This window comes from Streptomyces guryensis, from assembly GCF_021261325.1.
GTDB classification, from domain to species: Bacteria; Actinomycetota; Actinomycetes; order Streptomycetales; family Streptomycetaceae; genus Streptomyces; species Streptomyces guryensis.
Map to the genome: position 1 here is coordinate 1 of NZ_JAJSBI010000037.1, position 15,566 is coordinate 15,566.

15 protein-coding genes and 1 pseudogene are annotated in these 15,566 nt (G+C 67.9%); 4 read left to right on the top strand and 12 right to left on the bottom strand.

Going from position 1 to position 15,566, the window contains the following annotated elements; translation table 11 throughout:
• Nucleotides 1-135: 135 nt before the first annotated feature.
• Nucleotides 136-534 (top strand): hypothetical protein, encoded by a 399-nt coding sequence (locus LJ657_RS42830; protein ID WP_232655122.1) that lies wholly within the window; start codon nt 136-138, stop codon nt 532-534.
• Nucleotides 535-886: 352 nt separating this feature from the next.
• Here LJ657_RS42830 and LJ657_RS42835 read toward each other — a convergent pair whose 3' ends face one another.
• A complete protein-coding gene (locus LJ657_RS42835) occupies nt 887-1,075 on the bottom strand; it encodes a hypothetical protein (RefSeq protein ID WP_232655123.1) in 189 nt (62 codons plus the stop codon).
• Nucleotides 1,076-1,160: 85 nt separating this feature from the next.
• On the opposite strand from LJ657_RS42835, the gene LJ657_RS48410 reads away from it, so the two are divergent.
• The gene (locus LJ657_RS48410; RefSeq protein WP_269787584.1) at nt 1,161-1,295 is read left to right on the top strand and encodes a hypothetical protein; all 135 of its coding nucleotides are present in this window, start codon (nt 1,161-1,163) and stop codon (nt 1,293-1,295) included.
• A 312-nt stretch (nt 1,296-1,607) separates the two neighbouring features.
• Here LJ657_RS48410 and LJ657_RS42840 read toward each other — a convergent pair whose 3' ends face one another.
• From LJ657_RS42840 to LJ657_RS42855, 4 genes are all read right to left on the bottom strand, one after another.
• Entirely contained in the window at nt 1,608-1,928 is a 321-nt protein-coding gene (locus LJ657_RS42840) for a hypothetical protein (RefSeq protein WP_232655124.1), read from the bottom strand.
• Nucleotides 1,929-1,972: 44 nt separating this feature from the next.
• Entirely contained in the window at nt 1,973-2,920 is a 948-nt protein-coding gene (locus LJ657_RS42845) for a hypothetical protein (RefSeq protein WP_232655125.1), read from the bottom strand.
• 146 nt (nt 2,921-3,066) lie between these two features.
• Entirely contained in the window at nt 3,067-4,077 is a 1,011-nt protein-coding gene (locus tag LJ657_RS42850; protein WP_308117134.1) for a glycoside hydrolase family 16 protein, read from the bottom strand.
• A gap of 828 nt (nt 4,078-4,905) precedes the next feature.
• Nucleotides 4,906-5,226 carry an EthD family reductase gene (locus LJ657_RS42855; protein ID WP_232655126.1) on the bottom strand — a complete coding sequence of 107 codons (321 nt, stop codon included), beginning with the start codon at nt 5,224-5,226 and terminating at the stop codon, nt 4,906-4,908.
• 191 nt (nt 5,227-5,417) lie between these two features.
• On the opposite strand from LJ657_RS42855, the gene LJ657_RS42860 reads away from it, so the two are divergent.
• Entirely contained in the window at nt 5,418-6,443 is a 1,026-nt protein-coding gene (locus LJ657_RS42860) for an AraC family transcriptional regulator (protein WP_232655127.1), read from the top strand.
• 124 nt (nt 6,444-6,567) lie between these two features.
• Here LJ657_RS42860 and LJ657_RS49435 read toward each other — a convergent pair.
• Nucleotides 6,568-7,564 (bottom strand): annotated as a pseudogene (locus tag LJ657_RS49435) (IS110 family transposase); the annotation flags it as partial.
• Nucleotides 7,565-7,613: 49 nt separating this feature from the next.
• On the opposite strand from LJ657_RS49435, the gene LJ657_RS42875 reads away from it, so the two are divergent.
• Entirely contained in the window at nt 7,614-8,090 is a 477-nt protein-coding gene (locus LJ657_RS42875; RefSeq protein ID WP_232655130.1) for a hypothetical protein, read from the top strand.
• A gap of 200 nt (nt 8,091-8,290) precedes the next feature.
• Here LJ657_RS42875 and LJ657_RS42880 read toward each other — a convergent pair whose 3' ends face one another.
• From LJ657_RS42880 to LJ657_RS42905, 6 genes are all read right to left on the bottom strand, one after another.
• On the bottom strand, nt 8,291-8,836 hold the full coding sequence (locus LJ657_RS42880; RefSeq protein ID WP_232655131.1) for a hypothetical protein: 546 nt from the start codon (nt 8,834-8,836) through the stop codon (nt 8,291-8,293).
• 543 nt (nt 8,837-9,379) lie between these two features.
• A complete protein-coding gene (locus LJ657_RS42885; RefSeq protein WP_232655132.1) occupies nt 9,380-10,366 on the bottom strand; it encodes an NAD-dependent epimerase/dehydratase family protein in 987 nt (328 codons plus the stop codon).
• Nucleotides 10,367-10,594: 228 nt separating this feature from the next.
• Complete coding sequence (locus LJ657_RS42890) at nt 10,595-11,725, bottom strand: glycosyltransferase family 2 protein (RefSeq protein WP_232655133.1); 1,131 nt, start codon at nt 11,723-11,725, stop codon at nt 10,595-10,597.
• A gap of 27 nt (nt 11,726-11,752) precedes the next feature.
• A complete protein-coding gene (gene fabI, locus LJ657_RS42895) occupies nt 11,753-12,523 on the bottom strand; it encodes an enoyl-ACP reductase FabI (RefSeq protein WP_232655134.1) in 771 nt (256 codons plus the stop codon).
• Entirely contained in the window at nt 12,516-13,475 is a 960-nt protein-coding gene (locus tag LJ657_RS42900) for a ribonucleotide-diphosphate reductase subunit beta (protein WP_232655135.1), read from the bottom strand. The genes fabI and LJ657_RS42900 overlap by 8 nt, the downstream gene beginning before the upstream one ends.
• A complete protein-coding gene (locus tag LJ657_RS42905; protein ID WP_232655136.1) occupies nt 13,472-15,541 on the bottom strand; it encodes an HAD-IIIC family phosphatase in 2,070 nt (689 codons plus the stop codon). Before LJ657_RS42905 ends, LJ657_RS42900 begins: the two co-directional genes overlap by 4 nt.
• Nucleotides 15,542-15,566: the final 25 nt, after the last annotated feature.

Consider the following 15,566-nt stretch of genomic DNA (forward strand, 5'->3'; position numbering starts at 1 on the left):
AGCGCGGCCGGCGGCCTGCCGCCGGAAGAGTTCGAACGGACCGTCACCGCAGCACGCAAGAAGAGCGACCAGAGGTGCCAGGCCGCATAGGAGAGGTCTCTACGAAACCAGGGGATTGACAGGGAGACCGGCGGCGTGCAGGTGCAGCAACTTGCATGTCCAGCCGGCACCCCAGTCCTGGCCGGTACCCCCACCCGGAACAGCCAGGAAACCACGGTGAAAGTGACCCTAAAGAACGCAGACGAGGCAACGGTGGTCAGCGCAGTCGGCGGACGGGTCGATGCCTTGCAGGCGTCGAAGAACACAGTCGTGATCGCGGTGAACTTCGGGGAGGACAGCGATCTCATCGAGCTGGACCGGAGAAGCGGGCGTGAACTGCGGCGCGTGACGGTCAAAGGCATGGACAGCTCGTCCCTGCTGCGGCACACGCGGGATGGCTGGGTGATGGTCTCGGACAACACTGCAGCCGTGGTGGACCTGAACAAGGGGACGTCCCGGACGTTCGATCTGCCGGGGACGCTGACGAGCTTCTGAGCCCGTGTGAAAGGGGCCTCCACGCGGCGTCCGGTGCGCAGGCCCCTCTCATTGCGCGAGTCGGGATGCGTGAGCGATGCGTGAGCGGATGATCCGGCAGAGACCATCTCGGTGTGGACGAAGCACGGGGCAGCACCTGCCCTGACCAGTGGTTCCGGACACCGACACAGCGTCCGGAACCACCCAACAAGATCCCGCCAGGACTTTTAATCTGTTGGTTGTGGGTTCGAGTCCCACGCGGCCTACGGGAAACGCCCCTTGACCTGGTGATGACACCCGGTCAGGGGGCGTTGCTGTGTGGCGGGAGGGATGGCTGCCTGGATTCAGGTGAGTGATTCCGGCTGCTTCGTTGTCACGCGGCCAGAGGTGGCGCCGCCTCTGCCTGAGCAGGAGGGGTGAGGAGTGGGAAGGCGCAGTCCTCGGGGCGCCGGCCCAACCGCTGCACTGTGACCGCTGCGAGCAGCGCCACACCGGGGCCGGTCACCGGCGAGCGTTCCATTCCCACGTGGAAGATCCCGTTCTCGTCGGGCTCGGCGTCCACGCGGTCGAGGCTGGCGGACAGGGCGGCGCCACACGGATCCCGACTCCGGCTGGCAGCCGCTTCCCCTCCTCGTACTCTGCTGAGCATGGCGATACTCAACGATGTGGAGTTCGTCCGGCGGCAGGTGGAGCTGCCGGAGGGCACGCTGCCGGTGTACCGGGCGGAGCGTACGGCCAGGCATCACCGGGGCCTGGTCCGAGAGCGAGTCGGTGGCGTATGACCAGGCGGAGGCCGGGCGGATTGCCGAGCAGTCGATCCGCAAGGAGGCCGCAGCGGCCCCGCCCGGGCCCGCCTCCTGATCACCGCCTGCCGGCCCGCATTGATCATCCGTACGTGCGCCGCGCTGGCCGCCCGTCTCGCTCCCCGCCTCGCGCTGCTGGTGGCCCTGGCTGGCGCCGCGATGGAACTGCTACACCTCAAGAGCCCCAAGGCGGTCCGCTACACTCTGCTGCTCGCCGGAGACCTCGGCCATGGCCTGCAACACCAGCCGTCGCGCCAGTCCCCGCCCTACGCGGCTGACGCCGAGGTCTTCCTACTCATTCGCTGGGCAACCGGAACTCCCGCAGGAAAACGTGTAGCTGTTGGTCGGTATGCCCCAGAAGGAGACGTCTTCCTGCCAGACCATGTCGTCGTCGCCATGACCCCCGAGCCACGTGAAGCGGTGAACATAGGTCCCGTCGTTGACGGTGAAGCTGGTGGTGCCAAACAGCCGGGCGTCGCATATCCCGTCCGGCGAACAGGGCCTCACGCTCGATGCGGTCAGCGCCGCGGCCGGCGCGCTGCCGGCGGCCACGGAGGTGAGCGCGATAAGGCAGAGCGCACCCGCGGCCATAGTCCGTCTGATGAATGTCATGTTCTCGAATTCCTTTCGATCAAGGACGAATCCGTCAGGCCCCCTCACGCCGATAAGGGGGGTGCAGAATCGGGGGCGCCTGCGTTGAACCGACCGGATGGCGGTCCACGATGGGTGCCGAGCCGCTGGCCGTAGCCGCCCGTGGCATGGTGTTCAGGTGGCGTCCGGCGGGCGGGACGCCAGGCGAGATAGGGCCGAGCGCCCCAGATGAGGACCGCCTCCGCGATGAGCAGCCCGAGGTGGTCCCCGGCGTGATCGAGCTGTTCGGCGGCGTACCGGCAGTGCGTGCAGCTCGCGATGTGATGCTGGAGATCGGGCACCAGGTGGGTGCCTCCGCGCTGGACTGAGACCTCCAATAGCCGGCTGAACCGCAGACACGTCTCGTCCGGAGCGAGGTCACGGTGCGCCGCGACGCACGCCTGCCGGAAAAGGGCACGGGAGGACTCCAGCCTGATGGCAGCCGTCTCCGGGGCGAGTCCGAGGAGGGCGGTCGGCACCTCCACTCCCTCCGCATCGACCTCGACATGCCACAGCAGGCACCGAGCGGGCTCCACCAGCCGCTGGAAGGCCTGGTAGGCCAGTCGGCGGTTTTCCGGGATGGACGGACGGGCACCCGCATGCCCGTAACGGGAGCGGAGATCCGGGTGGAGACATGCGCCGCGCCTTGGGTCTTGCGCCCAGTCCGCGGCCACGCGGTGGACGGTGGCCAGCAGTTCGGGCCGCCAGGCGGCCGTGGGCCCGGCCAGTCGAAGGGTGTCGACGAAAACTCGGGTGAACGCCGCCGCTGCGAGGACGCCCGCGGCGGCACCCGGCACTGTGCACAACTCGGCGTACTCGAACACCGGCCGCCAGTGGCGGACCAGCAGTTCCTCGTAGGGCCAGGGCGCCTGCTTCCTTCCCGCGGCACCTCTCAACTGACGCGACAGGTCCTCGTCCGAGTGGTCGACACGATGGATGGATTGGGGCGTGTTCAGATTCGGCACGTCCGTCACCGGGTGTTCCTTTCACGCTCAGGGTCACGCGCGGCGGCCACGCGAGATTCCTCCGTTCCGGCTGCCACAGGGCCAATCCCCGCCCATGCCCGGTGCCATCGCGCCCTCGCCGTCGCCGACGGCGGCGCGTTCACTCGACGACGTGCTCAGCCCGTCGCGCCGCTACCGGACGCGGTACTCCCGGTAGTGCCTTCCGAGCTGTAGACGGACACGTAGTCCACGAGCATGGGCACGCCGGACTTGGTGGCCGAATTCGGGGTTGCGTGACCGGCAACGGGGTCGGGGAAGGCGCCGCCCATGGCCAAATTGAGGAGCAGGTAGTGGCCGTGACCGGTCGCCGCATTCCAGGTGGCCGCGTCCATCTGCGATTCCTTCACGGAGTGGTACTGCACCCCGTCGACGTACCAGCGCAGTTCCTGCGGGGAGGTGCTGCGGTCCCACTCGAAGGCGTAGGTGTGGAAGTTGCCCGCGCAGGACGTGCCGGGGCAGGAACGACTGGCGCCGAGGCCGGTGGTCTCGTTGCAGGCGCCGCCGGGGTCGGTGCCGCAGTGGAGGGTTCCGGACACCTTGTTGACTCCGCCTGCGTTCTCCATGACGTCGAACTCCCCGATGCCCGGCCAGTTGGTGAAGTTCCCCCGGAAGGGTGCCCCCAGAGTCCAGAAGGCCGGCCAGTACCCTTCGGCTGCAGCACCGTTGACGCGGGGTACCTGGATACGGCCCTCAATGCGCAGCTTGCCTCCGGCCGGTGGTTCGAAGTCGCTGCGCTTGGTCTCGATCCTGCCGGAGGTCCAGTTGCCGTTGGCGTCCTCAACCGGCGTGATCTTGAGATGCCCCTTGCCGTCCTGCTGCAGGTTGGCGGTGTGTGAGGTATACGTCTCGACCTCGTTGGTGCCCCAGTGAGCGGCGCCGCCGGGGTAGCTGGTCCCCGTGTCGATGTTCCAGTTTGCGCTGGAGGGCAGGGTGCCGGCCGCACCGGAGAAGCCGTCGCTCCAGACGCGGTGCCATCTGTGGGGGGTTGACGGCTCGTCGGCACTGGCAATGCCGTACAGGCCGGCGCCGAGCAGGGCGAGACCGCTCAGTGCCCCGAGCGCGGCCTTGAGCGGCCTGGAGGGACGGCGGGCGTGCTGACGGTTGGTGAAGCGCTTGCGGTGTATCAAGAGATGGCCTCCACGAGAGGGAACGGGAGGTAGCGGCTCCGGGACCAGGAGACAACGGCTCCCACGGAAGAGTGCTTGCGTCGCTGTGGTGCGTCACTGTGGCTCGTTTTCGCGGAACGCGTCAACAGTTATGGCTGAGAGCGCTCACAAATACACAACATGTTCATCTCGTGAAGGTGAGTTGACCAAGCCTCATGAATTGACAGTCTGTCGCGGTGAAGCGCTTCTGAACTGGTCGAACAGGACAGGAACCCACGGATGCAGGCGGGATCCATCGACCATCGATTCGGGACGAAACCTTGACCTGTCCAGTCAGGCAACGACAGAATATGGCTCCTCTTGAGAGCGTTTTCACGTTGAACGCGATGGGACGACAGGCTCTGATGCGTGGTCGTGCGGCCAGCAGCCGACCGTCAGATGGGTTGATGTCTGTTGTTTCTCGGCGGTGGGGCCGAGCGCCAGGCGTTGTGTTCCAGACGCATGAAGAGGACGGATCGGATGGGCAGTGCTGTCCAGAACAACGGTCAGCTGGTGGGCGGACGGTTGGTCAGGGTGCCGCAGGCGCATGAAGGGCTGTCCTCGAGGGCTCCGACCCACGGCAGGGACGAGGCCAACATCGCCCAGCAGATCAAGATCTACGCCTACAACTCCCAGAACTCCACACCGGACGTGCAGGCGCAGGTCAAGGCGGCCAACACCACATTGGCTGACACGACCACCCGGCTCCCACCCGAGGCGAAACTCGGGCCCTTGGCTCACCCTCCACCATCCATAGAAAACGCAACGGTCCGCCGACTCAGTCGGCGGACCGTTGAGCAAGATCGCGGGTTAGGCGTCTTCGAGGACCTCCGCGAATGCGATCACTACGCCCCCGGTGGCGTGCTCGCGTGTAGCGGCGACAAGGGAACCCGCCTCTGCGGCGGCGGCGCTGGCCGCCGCGTAGTCGGCAAAGTACAGGTCCAGCAGCCGGTACGCCGGTGTCGGGCTGCCGTCTTCCTTCGGCCAGACCTTCGACGTCTGCAGCCGAGTCAGACCGGGGAGTTTCCGCGCCAGCGCGAGTTGCTCGGGGTAAGCCGTCTCGAACGCGTCCGGGTCGGTGGGGTTGGAATAGATGAAGCTGATCTTGGTCGGCTTGCCCTGCTCAGTCACGGATGGCCTCCCGGTTGTCATTCTTCGTTGATGCAAATGAGCGGACCCGATCCGGTCGATGGTGTGGGCCGAACGTCCGGTGGCGCGGCTGCCTCACCAACGGACGTGGTGGACAGCGCCCCAGCGTGGGCCCGGGCCCATACGACTCACTCGCTGTTTGTCGAGCCTAGGCAGCGGAACGGGAGGCGGCCATGATCGTTCCGCCGGTAGATTTTGCCGATCGTCCAGCGTCGCAGGTCGATTTACTCCGGCCGCAGCACGGGGTTGCCGATCCTCCTGGGCTTGAGGACGCGGCGCTCGGTCTTGACGTGAATGGTCAGCCGTACGACTTGCTCTCGGAGCTGCTGCGGACCGTCCGTCTGAGCGGAGAACGGATCGCTGCCTACGGTCCGCTGCGCACGTTCTCGGTCGGCTTCTCCGGTACCGGCACCCTGCACATCGTTGACGAGGGCGAGGTCCTGCTTCGGATCGACGGCGCTCCGCATGTCGAGCGCGCGAGTCACGGCGATGTCATCCTGCTCCCGCGCGGCGATCCACACCGCATCAGCGATGCAGGCGAGCGCGCACATGCGAGCGTCGGCGCATCCGGGCACGACGCACCCCTTCCCCAGCCAGCGCGCTGGCTCTGTGGAACCTTCACGATCGGCGACCCGCAGGCGAGCCACCTGCTTGCGAGCCTCCCGGCCGTGATCATTCTGCGCGGCGCCCGCGGCCCAGCGCTCGAAGGACTCGAAGTGGCGCGCAGGATGCTCCTCCTCGAGATGCAATCGCCCTCTCAGGGATCGGCGGTGATGGTGGCTCGCATTCTCGATCTGCTCTTCATTCAGATTCTGCGCGCCTGGGCTGCTGGCACGGGCGCCGAACCGAACTGGCTCGCCGGCGCCCTCGACCCCGAGATCGGTCCGGCCTTGAGCGCTATCCATCGCGACCCCGGCCACCGCTGGACAGTCGAGGAGCTGGCCCGAGCGTGTTGCCTTTCCCGGTCAGCGTTCGCTGCCCGGTTCGTCGCTCGGGTGGGAAAGCCGCCAGCCACCTACCTCGCGCATGTACGCCTCGACGCCGCCGCCGACCTGCTGCGCGACACCTCCCTTCCAGCCGGGTTCATCGGGGAGAACGTCGGATACACGTCGGAGGCTGCATTCAGCCGCGCGTTCAAGCACCGCTACGGCAAACCACCGGCTCTCTGGCGACGAGACACACCAGCAAGACACTCGTGAGCGGTCCGTGCGCCGCGAGGGCGCCCTCGGGGCGATATCTGGCCCAGCGGTTTCGCAATGTGGCTGTCCGAGGGCTGATCAAGAACGCGGAAAATGCTCCTGACCTGACCTCCCAATGAGGTTGTCAAGCCGCAGCTGTAGCGGGGACTGCAGGGTCGTAGCGTCGTCCGTCACGGATCACGGCCCACAGCACGTTGACGCGTCGGCGAGCCAGGGCGAGGACGGCCAGGGTGTGCCGCTTGCCTTCTGTCGACGGTCAGCCGCCAATTCCCCACCGTGAACGTCACGTTATAGGCCAGGGGAACGGTGACGTCGGGACCGTCGTGGAGATGGGGACGATCCCGGCGAGGCTGGCCAGCCGGTCCGGCGTGCCGAAGCGGCTGAGGTCGCCGGCGGTGGCGGCCAGGAACTCGGCGCCCAGCGGCGGTCCGATGCCGGGCATGCTGCCGATCACCTCGGCAAGGTCGTGAGCGCGGAATCGGGCCTCGATGAGCTTGTCGGTCTCGGCGATCTCCTCGCTCAGGTCCAGGACTTCCTTCGCCAGGGCGTGGATCACCTGGGCTGTGATCTTCTCACCGGGGAGGGCGGTGTGCTGGCGTTCGGCGGCGTCCAGCGCAGCCGCGGCCAGGGCTTCGGCGCCGCGGACCTTACGGTTGCGCAGCGAGGTTTCCACGCTTGCGGCCGATTTGGCGCAGGGCGGCCGGGTTCTGGTAGCCGCTCAACAGGATCGGCGGGCCGAGATTGCCCAGCTCCAGCGCCCGTTCCACGGCGGGGAAGATGCTGGCAAGTTGGCCGCGCAGACAGTTGATCTTCCGGGTGCGTTCGCCGACGAGGTCGGCCCGTCGGCTGGTCAGGATCCGTAGTTCGACGACCTGTTCGTCCTCTGTCCGCAGCACGGTCAGGTCGCGGCGCGTCCGGGCCTGGTCGACGATGACGGTGGCATCTGTGGCGTCGGTCTTGCCGGTGCCGCGATAGCCGGCGGAGGCCCGGCTGACCGCGAGGCCGGGTATGCAGACGAGCTGCCGGCCGTGGTTGGGCAGGATGTTGATCCACAGGGCGGCCATGCCGTCCGCGACGTCGACCGCCCAGACGGCGTCCTTGCCCAGGGCCAGGACGTTGGCGGCTCGGTGCCTGCTGTGGCATGTCGAGGTCGATGCGGAGGGAGTGGAGGTGCCGACCGCCCTCCTCGGACTCGCCCCGGAGACGGCTGCCATCAGGCTGGAGTCCTCCCGTGCCCTCTTCCGGCAGGCGTGCGTCGCGGCGCACCGTGACCTCGCTCCGGACGAGACGTGTCTGCGGTTCAGCCGGCTATTGGAGGTCTCAGTCCAGCGCGGAGGCACCCACCTGGTGCCCGATCTCCAGCATCACATCGCGAGCTGCACGCACTGCCGGTACGCCGCCGAACAGCTCGATCACGCCGGGGACCACCTCGGGCTGCTCATCGCGGAGGCGGTCCTCATCTGGGGCGCTCGGCCCTATCTCGCCTGGCGTCCCGCCCGCCGGACGCCACCTGAACACCATGCCACGGGCGGCTACGGCGGTTTCTTACGGCGTCTACGGCTCCTCGGGCCGACGCCCCCGGGCGCTCAGCGGCATCGGCGGTCCGGCTGGTTCGACGGGGGCGCCGCTGAATCGGTGTTCCCCTGATCGGCATCGTCAGGGGAACCCGACGAACTCTGCCGTCCTGACCGACGACCTTCGTGCCAGTGCCCGGCAGCAGCCGACCGGACAGGCACCGCGCCGCAGCACAGGTTGCTTGGCCCATCCCACTACCGCGGGTGCCGACGGGCGGATCTTCCCCCGGGGGTGCCGCGCGGTTCGTGCGGGCACCATCTCCCGGGAGTTGGTCAACCGTTGTAGACCTCGTCGAGGCGACTGATCCGGCCCTTTTCGTCGGTCTGGTAAGTGAAGACGGCAAGGGTACCCTGGTGCCCGTCGAGCCAGGTGAGCAGCCGCTGGAGCGAGATGGGTTGCCCGGTGTTCCCGCTCACGACCGGGGTGGTGGCACTGATCTGTGCGTCCTCCCAAATGACGACGGTCTGTTCCGGTCCGGTGGTGGTGAAACGGGCGGCGTCCAGGTTGCTCTTGTCGGCGCAGACGTACTGCCCGGGCCTGACGATCAGCTCGACGGCGTCCTGGTGGGTGTCATGCCCGCTGAGGGAGACGTAACGGCTCGTACGGGGTCGTCCTGGGCAGGAGCTCGCACCGGGCGCCGAGCCTCGGACCGTAGCCCCACTGGACCTTGAGGCGGCGCCGGCCGCGCCTTTCGAGACCACGGTGATGTTGTGAGTCATGCGGGGCGCTGCGGCCGCGTTGCGCTGGTTCCCGGCGGTGCAGCCCGCCAGCGAACCGACGAGCACGGCCGCAGCCGCTGCGGTTCCGACTGAAAGCATGTTTCGCTGGCTCAACTGTTCCCCCTCAGGGCAATAAGGCGATGGCGTTGATCGAAATGCGCCCACAGTCCACGCGGTTCCCCGGACGCTTGGTGCGAGCCTTGGCTACCGCGCGGATGCGCCACTGATCACCGGTTCCTTCATAACTCCCGGCGGACGCCCCAGACTTCTGTAAGCCCCACTGTTGCGTTGGCCCGCTCGTCTCCTGCGTGCACAACGTGGCCGCGCCGGATCCTGAGAGCGCTCTCACAGATTACATGACCATGGCTCTTTATGGGCCAGGGCAGAGGGCCCGTCGGCGGAGGCGCCCCGATCACGGAGGAGATACTGTTCCGACTCGCGGTAGGTTCGCCGTCTTGCCGCCCCAACTGAACGAGCGGGCAGCGGCGTTCTGGCGGTGGCGCCGAGGCACGGCTACTCGGCCATGGCGGGGTGCGCGCCACTGCCGCGCGGTGTTCTCATGCTCATGCCTCCGGTCCGGATTTGAACGTCGCCGACGCACCCAGAACACCATTCCGGCCGGTTCAGCAGCGGCTTCTCACGTCACACAGCGCGGGTCGGTAGAGCGTTCGCCGAGCACCACTCGATCGTCTTCAGCAGGCCCTCGCGTAGGTTGACCTCAGGCTTCCAGTCCAGGATCGCCTGGGCGCGGGAGATGTCCGGCTTGCGCTGAGTCGGGTCGTCAGCCGGCAGTTCCGAGTACGCGAGATGCACCTGGGTGCCGGTCAGGTCGCCGACGATGCGCGCCAGTTCCAGGACGGTGATCTCCTCCTGGCTGCCAAGGTTCACCGGGCCGAACTCCCCTCTGAGATCGGCCAGCGCCAGAATGCCACGGACCAAGTCGCCGACGTAGCAGAAGCTGCGGGTCTGCGCCCCGGTGCCGTACAAGGTCAGCGGGGTGCCGCTCAACGCCTGGTGCACGAAGTTCGGCACCACGCGGCCGTCGGTCGCGTGCTGGCGCGGGCCGTAGGTGTTGAAGATACGCACGACGCCGACATCGAGCAGGCCGAGTCGGTGGTATGCGCCGAGCAACGCCTCCGCGTAGCGCTTCGACTCGTCGTACACGCTGCGCGGGCCGATCGGGTTGACGTTGCCCCAGTACTCCTCATGCTGAGGATGCACCAGCGGCTCGCCGTAGACCTCGCTGGTCGAGGCCTGGATCAGACGTGCGCCCTTTGCGATGGCCATCTCGGCGACATTACGCATGCCTGTCGCGCCGACCTCGAGGGTCTCCAGTGGGCGCTCAAGGAACTTCTGCGGCGACGCAGGGCTCGCGAAGTTCAGCACCAAGTCGACCTGGCCGTTGACGGTCCATTTACCGCATATGTCGGCCTCGATGAACTCGAAGCGAGGCTCGTCCTGCAGCCGCGTGATGTTGTCCATGAACCCGGAGGACAGGTCGTCCACGACCACGACCGACCAACCGCGACCGAGAGCCGCGTCCACCAAATGCGATCCGACGAAACCCGCACCACCGGTGATAACAGCGCGCATGACGCGCACCAACTCCTCTCCCAGGAATGAAGCCATGAATGGATGAAACAAGCCTTGTACTGGGGCCTGTTGCGAAAGCGACGCCTGCCGTGCGACGCCCCGGCACGCTCTCCCGATCTCTTCGAGCAGCCGACCTTCAAAAGCACGAACCGGGCGCCGCGCGGCCGCCCTTCGGTCGACGCCTCTTTCGCAACACGCCACTCGGCGCATGTCGGGACACCTGTTCAGCGCTGCCTAGATCCGGCGGCCGAGGCGTCCTGTTCCTCACTCGGCAACCAGCACAGTGCCGGGTTGCCGAGTGAGCTGATGCCGGGCGAGGATCCGGGCGCGTTCCCCCGCGGTGGGCTGCCGGAAGTACAAGAGCTCATGGGCTGCGTCGATGCACTGCACCGCACCGGACAGCTCGGCGTGCGTGCTGGCGTCGATCACCAGAAGATCTGTGGTGGCGGCCATTGATGGCAGGCGGTCCAGCATGGTGGTGGCATTCGCGTCATCCGCTTCGAGCAGGTGGTACGTGATGGGCCGCGGCAGCCGCCCCACCAGTGCCCTGGCGGCGTACTCGAAGCGTTGCATGCAGTGCTCCCAAGCCAGTTCCGGGCGCCCGAGGACGGACTGGATCACGATCTCTGGAGCGTTGGCGTGCTTGTCCGAGAAGCGCCGCAGGTTGCGGCGCCACTCGGCGAACATCCGGGTGGTCACCGTTTGCGCACGCTGGTGGTAGACGACGGCGGCAGGGTTGTAGGCGAATGCCAGGCCCCGTCGGCGCAGGCGGTAGCCGAGTTCGGTGTCCTCAAGCCCCCAACCGCGGAAGGACTCGTCGAATCCGCCGACGGCCAGGAGGTGTTCACGACGGACCGAGGCGTTGCAGCTGTAGAGGTGGTGCCAGCATGTCGCCAGGTTGTTCAGGTTGGCCGAGAAGTGGGCGTACACCGCCTCGCGGCTGTCCTCCGCGACGACCGGCGGCAGCGCCTGCATGGTGAAGCGGCGGGCGAGCAGATCCCGGTCGAGCGGGCCCGCGGTCAGTTCGTCGCGTCGGCCGACGACCACAAGATCAGGGCTGAGTTCGTGATAGCGGACGTGCTCGGCCACCAGACCGGGCGTGATGAGCTGGTCGGCGTCGATCATCAGGATGACGTCCCCGGTCGCCTGCTCGACGCCGGCGTTGCGGGCCGCGCTCCGGCTCGACGCCGCCGTGCGTGGAAGAGCGATCCAGCGCATGTCGAACCGCGCCGGGAACGACGCGAGCATCTGGGCCGTGCCGTCGTCGGAGCCGTCGTCCACGATGACGACCTCGTAGGAGTGCGGGGGTGCAAGCTGCATGTGCGCGAGGGTGAGCAGGCAGAGCTCAAGTGCTTGCCGCGAGTTGTAGGCAGGAATGACGATGCTGATCTTCATCGGGCTCTCCGGGAGGCGGCGGGGCTGTCACGCCATGGCGTGGTAGCCGCCGTCGACGTGAATGACGCTGCCGGTAGTGGCGCAGAACTGCGACGACAGCAACGCCACGCACGCCGTGGCGACCGGGCGGGGGTCGGTGGGATCCCATCCCAGCGGGGCGCGCTGCTGCCAGGCAGCCTCCGCCGCCTGTTCGCCCGGGACAGCTGATCCGGCCGCCGTCCGCAGCGGGCCGGCTGACACCAGGTTGATCCGGATTCCGCGGGGCCCGTACTCGGCCGCGAGGGCGCGAGCCGTCGCTCCGAGCCCGGCCTTCGCCACGCCCATCCACCCGTACCCCGGTGACACCCGGGCGGCGTCGAAGTCCAGGCCCACGACCGAGGCTCCCGCCGGCATCAGCGGACGCACCGCCTCGGTGAGCGCTGCCAGGGAGTACGCGGACACCCGCAGGGTCGTGGCCACGTCGGACCATGGTGCGGCGAGGAAACCCGCACCTAGGCAGCTCGCCGGCGCGAAGGCGATCGCATGCACGAGCCCGTCGACGCGGTCGAGGTGCTCGCTCACCCGCCCGGCCAGCGACCTCAGGTCGGACTCGTCGGTCACGTCGAGGTCCACCACGGGTGCGGGCTCGGGCAGCCGCGCACTGAGCCGGCGCACCAGCGTCGGCCGACCATACGCGGTGAGCACGATACGGGCCCCCTGTAGTTGTGCCTCCCGTGCGACGGCGTACGCGATCGACCGGAGCGTGATGACCCCCGTGATCAGCAGCTGCTTTCCGGCCAGCAGCCCCCCGTCAGCCATCGGCGGGCTCGGCGCTGGGCGGCGTGAACGGACGCGCGGCCACGGTCAGAACGTGGTCGATCGACGTGCGCGGCAGGTCCAGCTGTACGAGCCGGCGCTCAAGTTCTCTGGTGAGCTCCCGCGCGGTCCGGCGGGCGTGTGGCGTCTCCCTGGTTCCCCGCTGTTCGATGTGGACAGCAAGCGGCGCACAGTGCTCCAGGACGTCCATCACCTCGTCGTGGCATCCCTCGCGCAGACCCTGGCGAAGTGCGTGCATGCCGTAGCTGACATGCCGGGACTCATCGCGCGCCATGGCGATGAACCCGGCCTGCAGGCCTGGCAGGACCTGCCGGTGCCGCAGCCCTTTGATCAGGTTGCGTTGCGCGTTGAGCGCGAGCACGCCCTCGGTGATCAGGTGGAAATGGGTCACCGCCCGCACCCAGCGGCTGTAGTCGGACGGTTTGTCGGCCAGCTCCCGGATGAGATCCGCCTCCACGACGCTGAGCTCACGGTGGGCCGCCGTCATTTCGGCCCAGATGAGCGGCAGCATGGAGCGCAGATCGGGCTCCATGCCCAGCAGGTCGACGGCGATCTTGGCGAGCAGGACGGTGTGCCGGGACTCGTCGGCGACCTGGGTGCCCAGGTAGATCAGATTCTGTTCGTCGGGACAGCCGCCCAGGATGGGCCCGAGCAGGTCCAGGCCGGTGTACTCACCCACCACGAACGTGTTGACGAGTTCCCGGATCTTGTCGCGGATCATCGGCGGCAGCGCCTCGAACTCCTCTCGGTCGGCCGCCAACGGAACGGACTCGGCCTCCCACTGCTGGGTCTCCCAGCGGCGGTACAGTGCCATGGGCCCAAGCCGCTGATCGAAGATCGACTCGGCGTGGTTGGCGACCTCACCGAGCGGCACCTCTGGCAGGCGGGTCAGGTCGGCCGAGTCCATGAGAAGCGTGCTCCATCGGCTGCTCATCGGGCGATTTCCTCCCGTACAGTGAACTGCTGCGGCAGCTCGGCGGTGTTGACAAGGTCAGCGTTGGGGGCGAGGAGAAACTCGCCGTCGGCAGCAGGAACGAAGCCGGCCCGCACGAAGACGTCCTGGGCGGCATGGTTGCGATCGGTACGCGCGACGCTTCCGGTCACGGTCGTTCCGGCGGTGCGCCGGTTCACGCAGGTGGCCAGGAATCCCGGCCCGACGTCGAGGCCGATGACGCGGCAGCTGACCGCCAGCGCCACGACCGTCGCGTCGGCGACCAGGCAGGCGCCGACCGTCCCGTACTCAGCGAAGCAGTCGGTCACCGCCATGAGGTACAACTCGGCGCCGTCGCCGATCATCTTGGCAAGCTCCGCCTCGGTGGTACGCCACGCCGTGGTGTTGAACTGGTTGGTTCGATTGAGCAGTTCGACGGCGCGTGGCAAGTCGTCAGCGACGGCGAGCCAGACCGTGACGGCGATGTCGAGTTCGCGGAGGAAGTCGTTGCCGCTCTCTTCGATCAGCTCGGCCCGGCGCAACATGGCCCGCGTCGTCCGGGTGCGTTGCTCCGCCTCGTGCGTGGCAGCAGCCGTTTCGAGGCCGGGCTCGGTCAGCAGGAACTCACGGAACTGAGACACTGCCAGCTCCGGAACCCGCACGCCCGGCAGATGCCGCCGAACCTCCGCCCGCTCCACCGGGTTGTCGTCCAGGAAGAGCGTGGCGGATGGCGCCACGCCCAGCCGCGTACAGATGTCGGCGATGTTGGCCGACTTCGCCGCCCAGTTGATCCGGTGGATCACGAAGTCGTCGGGTGTGAGCACCTGACCCGACGGCGCCGACGCCCATGCCTGCAAGGTCGCCGCCTCAGTGCCCTTGCTGCACGTGGCCAGCAGGACCCCGCGGCGGCGCAGGACCCGCAGCGCCTGGTGCAATCCGAGATGGATCCAGCGGCTGGTGACATCGCTCTGCACCCAGGAAAACCCGTCGTCGGCTGCGATGCCCGGCCACAGGGTGTGGTCGAGGTCCACGACCACGCACTTGATCCGGTTCAGGCCATGATGGGCCAGATAGCCCGCGACGTACTCGTCGGCCAAGGCGTCGCCGAGGGCCGCGAGCTGGTTGGGTTCCTCCACCGCCGGATCGGGGCGACCGCCGTGATGACCGAAGGGGAACATCAAGTCGTCGAAGAGGTGCGCGGCGCCATGCCGCGCGGTGATCCGTTCCTCGTCCAACACGAACAGCGACGGATACCGGCGCACCTGCTCGTCCACGTGCCGGTTGAGCTCGGCCACGATCTCGCGGTGGCTCATCTCCTGGCGGAAGTCGTAGCGTCCGAACGGTGACACGGCTAGCGGTGCCACGTTGTGCACCATGCCGAATCGCGTGCCGAGCGACTCCGCGAACTCGGCGATCGCCGAGGTGAGTGCCCGCTTGGTCACAGCCAGCCGGCGCCGTCGCTCGGCCGCTGTGACGAAGACACCGTCGTCCCACAGGCCCGTGAGGAACGGCTGCACCGTTGGCTGGAGCACGGCGAGATCAGGCTCGTGCCGTGCGACGAGCTCCCGCAACCGTCCCCGGACGGACGGCCATTCGTGGGTCGGCGTGATCGCCAGCCCGCGCCGCAGGCCTGCACGTACCAGCGCGTCCACTGCGAACTGCGCGACACACCCACCGATGAGCATCGCCCGGACCGGCCGCAGCCGCTGCTCGCCCGGCGTCAGGTCGGCGGCCGTGATCGCAGTCGGCCGCCAGTAGGAGGCGAGCTCGCCGTCCGCGATGACATCCGGCAGGCCGGCCACCGGATCGGCCGGCCCGTCGCGATCGGTGAGGAAGCCACGCTGGAGCAGGAAGGCGATGAACGTGGGGGCCGCGTCGCGGTGCGCCGGGTCCACCGCGTCGGTGAGGTCCTGCCGGGCGTGCCGACCGGTAGCGGCCCGTTTGCACAGGCCCACCCACTCGGCAGCGATGGTGATGCGCTGCAACTGCACCACGTCGATGAGCACGTGGTGATCGAATACCTGGATCAGCCGGACACCGTCGCCCAGCCGAAGCGGTACGTCCCCCATAATCACTCCTTCATCGCCCGGCGTT